Source organism: Nostoc sp. CHAB 5715, assembly GCF_020829685.1.
In the GTDB taxonomy this organism is placed as follows: domain Bacteria; phylum Cyanobacteriota; class Cyanobacteriia; order Cyanobacteriales; family Nostocaceae; genus Nostoc.
Map to the genome: position 1 here is coordinate 1 of NZ_JAIVFR010000810.1, position 3443 is coordinate 3443.

Annotated in this window: 3 protein-coding genes and 1 pseudogene; 3 read left to right on the forward strand and 1 reads right to left on the reverse strand. The window is 44.3% G+C overall.

Going from position 1 to position 3443, the window contains the following annotated elements; genetic code table 11:
- The first annotated feature begins 210 nt into the window (after window positions 1–210).
- Window positions 211–429, forward strand: coding sequence for a hypothetical protein (locus tag LC574_RS31685; RefSeq protein ID WP_229457532.1), 219 nt, complete (start codon window positions 211–213; stop codon window positions 427–429).
- A 262-nt stretch (window positions 430–691) separates the two neighbouring features.
- Window positions 692–859 (forward strand): 4Fe-4S binding protein, encoded by a 168-nt coding sequence (locus LC574_RS39340; RefSeq protein ID WP_368736761.1) that lies wholly within the window; start codon window positions 692–694, stop codon window positions 857–859.
- A 165-nt stretch (window positions 860–1024) separates the two neighbouring features.
- On the opposite strand, the pseudogene LC574_RS31690 reads toward LC574_RS39340, so the two are convergent.
- Window positions 1025–3223 (reverse strand): annotated as a pseudogene (locus LC574_RS31690) (DNA methyltransferase); the annotation flags it as partial.
- Here LC574_RS31690 and LC574_RS31695 point away from each other — a divergent pair.
- The coding region (locus LC574_RS31695; RefSeq protein ID WP_229457534.1) for a hypothetical protein at window positions 3192–3443 on the forward strand (252 nt) is incomplete at its 3' end. The pseudogene LC574_RS31690 and the gene LC574_RS31695 sit on opposite strands and share 32 nt — an antisense overlap.

Below are 3443 nucleotides of genomic sequence, written 5' to 3' on the forward strand. Positions count from 1 at the left end.
CCCGCCGGGGCCGGCCACGCCAGATGAATCCGGCGGGATGACGGCGGCTTTCCACCCCAAGGCAATACCCTTGCCTTCATGGACACCACGACCCTCCGCCGCCTGATCGCCGAGGAACTGCCGTCGCTGCGGGCGATCCGCCATGACCTGCACGCCCATCCGGAGCTCGGGTACCAGGAAAAGCGCACCAGGCTACTAAGTTGTTCGAGTGTGTCATCTGCTGTTTCGTCCGATCGCACTTCAACAGGCGCTCCAAAAGGTACTAAAAAACCTGTAAGATACCACTTAGAAGGAGCTTGGGTGAGGATTTCCTCGGCATATTCAACATCATCAGGGGTTGGCCCCACCAAGTCTAGTTGCATGGCGCGGATTAAATGCGATCGCACTTCGGCAGATGTGGTCATAATGAGGGCAGGGAACAGGGAATAGGGAACAGGGAACAGTAAGTGTTCATAAATGATTTAGGATGGCTATGCTTTTTTAGAATTCATCGGTATGGCTAACGTTGAACCTGTCACATAGAAGTAGAGGGAAAATCAGGAATAGTTAAAGTCGTTTCCGTCGCCTTGCGAGATTTCGCTACTTTTTTAGTATTCCCTTTTGCCTTGGATTTCTCAGCAGCTTTACCGCCTAAAATTTCAGCTTCGGCGCGTTGCTGGTTGAGTTCGAGTAAACGGGCTAATACTTCGTCATGAATTTCTTCGGGCCAACGGTAGCGCCAAGGTTTTTTCTTCTGGCGTTTGCTGGTGTTTTCGTCGTCTTCTTCGTCTTCGTAATCAAGCAGGAAGGTGCATTCTGTGGAAATATCTGTCCAGCCGTAAGCATCGAGGACAGCCCGATCCATTTGGGCGTGGAGTAAGCGTAGTTGTAAAATATCGGGGTGGCGTTCGTCGGGATCGTGGAAGCGGTTGTATGTGTCGGTGAGTCCCTGGTTGTTGCGAACCATTAAGGCGGCGCGGTATTCGTAGTAGGTTTTACCCGCAGCTTCTAGGGTGGGGTTTGTTTCCCAGTTTTCAGGGAAGGGGAAGGTTTCAAAACAGTCTGAGGGAGTGTAGCGTAAACCATCTCCGAATGTCGAAGAAAAAAATCTAGCCCAAATTTCGTGAGCATGAGATTGTAATATGCAGAAAAATGAATTTCGTTCCTCTGCAAAAACTACTAACTGTTCAGAAAGCACCATTTTATTTGGTAAAAAAGTGAATGCACTATGCTGACCTACACGACCAATAACCAACACACGATTAAGAGGGGCGATCGCTTTTCCTAAAGCAGGTGTACTTTCACCAAAACGCCACCAATACCGAGCGCGGATTTCACGGTTTTGTGCTAATCTTGCAGGTTTAACTTTTTCTTCTACAATATTCATCAAATCAGGATATTCTCTAGCTTCAGCCTCACTCATTTCACCAAAACTAATCACATATCGATGATGTGTATGAGTTGGACTTGAATTAACCTCTTCACCACCGATATAAGGAAAAACCTTTTTCGCATTTTTGGGATTTTGTTCAATCAATCGCTGCATTTCTTGAATCGGTGTAGCATCAGGATTTGAATCATCAAATGTAAAACCCATTCCTAATATATAGCTGCCAATAAAGCTTTTACCTGCATTTGCCAGTAACACCTTGGGATTTTGATTGCCGCCAGCATGGAATAGAAACGCAGAAATTAAGTCAGCATCTCGCCCATCTAGTAGTTTTACGCCTTTATAATCTCCATTAAAAACATGAACAACACTTACTACAACATCTGCTAAACGCGGCCACTTTAACCGTTTTTGAGCATTGTAAATCGTACCACCATGCTCACAGATATATCTTAAACCTGTGCTACGGGTATCTCCTTGGGCAATGGTATTTGTGGCAATTAATCCAAAACATCCAGACTGGCGTAAAAGGCTAAAAGCTCGTCTAAAGAAATGTGCCACCAAATCAGCATTACCATGAGATTCGGGATTAACAACTTTCAACCAATCTTGATAACCAGAAACATGAGCATTTATTGTTGCATTCTTACCGGCAAATGGGGGATTACCAACAATTGCATCAAACCTCGGATTATCCCTATCAAATACCTCTGGAAATTCAATCTCCCAATTAAACGCCGGAACAGGTTTCTCACCATACCGCAACTCTGCACAAATTCGCCTGACATCTAAATCATCTTCTTGATTTTTCTGCCATTGGTAAAACTTTAACCATGAATTATCAAGCTCATCTTTTCTCGCTTTATCTTTATCCTTAGCGAAAAATGAAGCAACAACCAAATCTCCCTTTAGCCGAATATCATGTAACTCTATTTCTATATTGTCGTAAAAAACGCGCTTTGCTGCATAATTATCCTCATCTAACTTGTGAATTTCATCTCTGTCAAACTTCACCTTCTCCATCGACAGATTAAACAAAAGTGAATTTGGGTCTTTATAAGTCTTGTCTTCTGACCAAGTAAACGTTTTAATTTGTTCAGAAGTTAACCCAACTAAAGAATCTCCCCACTTCAAAGCATGGTCTAAAAATGTAAAAGGATGAGCTTTCGCCAAAGTCGCCAGCCACAAAGATAACTTAGCTAAATTCACCGCAAAGGGGTTTTTATCCACACCATACAAACACCGTTGCGCCACTAACCGCCGCGCATAAAGTAACGGTTCTTCATCAATTGGAATTTCAGGTAATACATTTTGCTTATTCCACGCTTCAACTAATTTTTCAGCCAGCTGACGACAACTTTCGACCAAAAATGCACCTGAACCCATCGCCAAATCACAAACTTTCAACTCTAAAATCTGCTCTGGTGTGGGGTTTTCTCCCAAAGCTGATAAAATCGGTCTGAGAGTTTCTTTCACAATCGGCTCAGTCAAAGCACGAGGCGTATAATGAGAACCACTACGCCGCCGTTCTTCTCCAGGTTGCAAATACAGAGAACCCACAGGCATTAAACTCGGCGTTTTCGGTGATACCTTGCGTCCTAACGCCGCTACTACATTCTCTGCTGTCCTCGCGTCCTTTAACTCAGTTAGGGATTTACCAGTAATTTCACAACCTGCAACATCCTTTAAATATTTAGCCCGTTCTCCCACCTTCGTTTTGAGAATTTCCTCAACGCTGACAACAACTGTCACCGAAGATTTGGAACCTTTGGGTTTACTCCAATCGGACAGGACATTCAGCAAGCTGTATCTGCAGCCCATTGTGGCTCTTTGCGAGAAAAACGGCGGAAGCATTTATAAAGACAAAAGCAAGCCGCTTCAGTTTCTGATCGATCTGAAAACACCAGCCGATCCTTCTCTTACAGCCCTGGTCAGGGAACTGGCTCCCTATGAAAAATTCCTGGCCCCGAAAGGCAACGTCAAAATTGTGATCAGCGGGAATACTCCCAAGCCGGAGAATTTCTCAAAATACCCGGCCTACATCTTTTTTGACGGAAGACCTGAGGTAAATTAT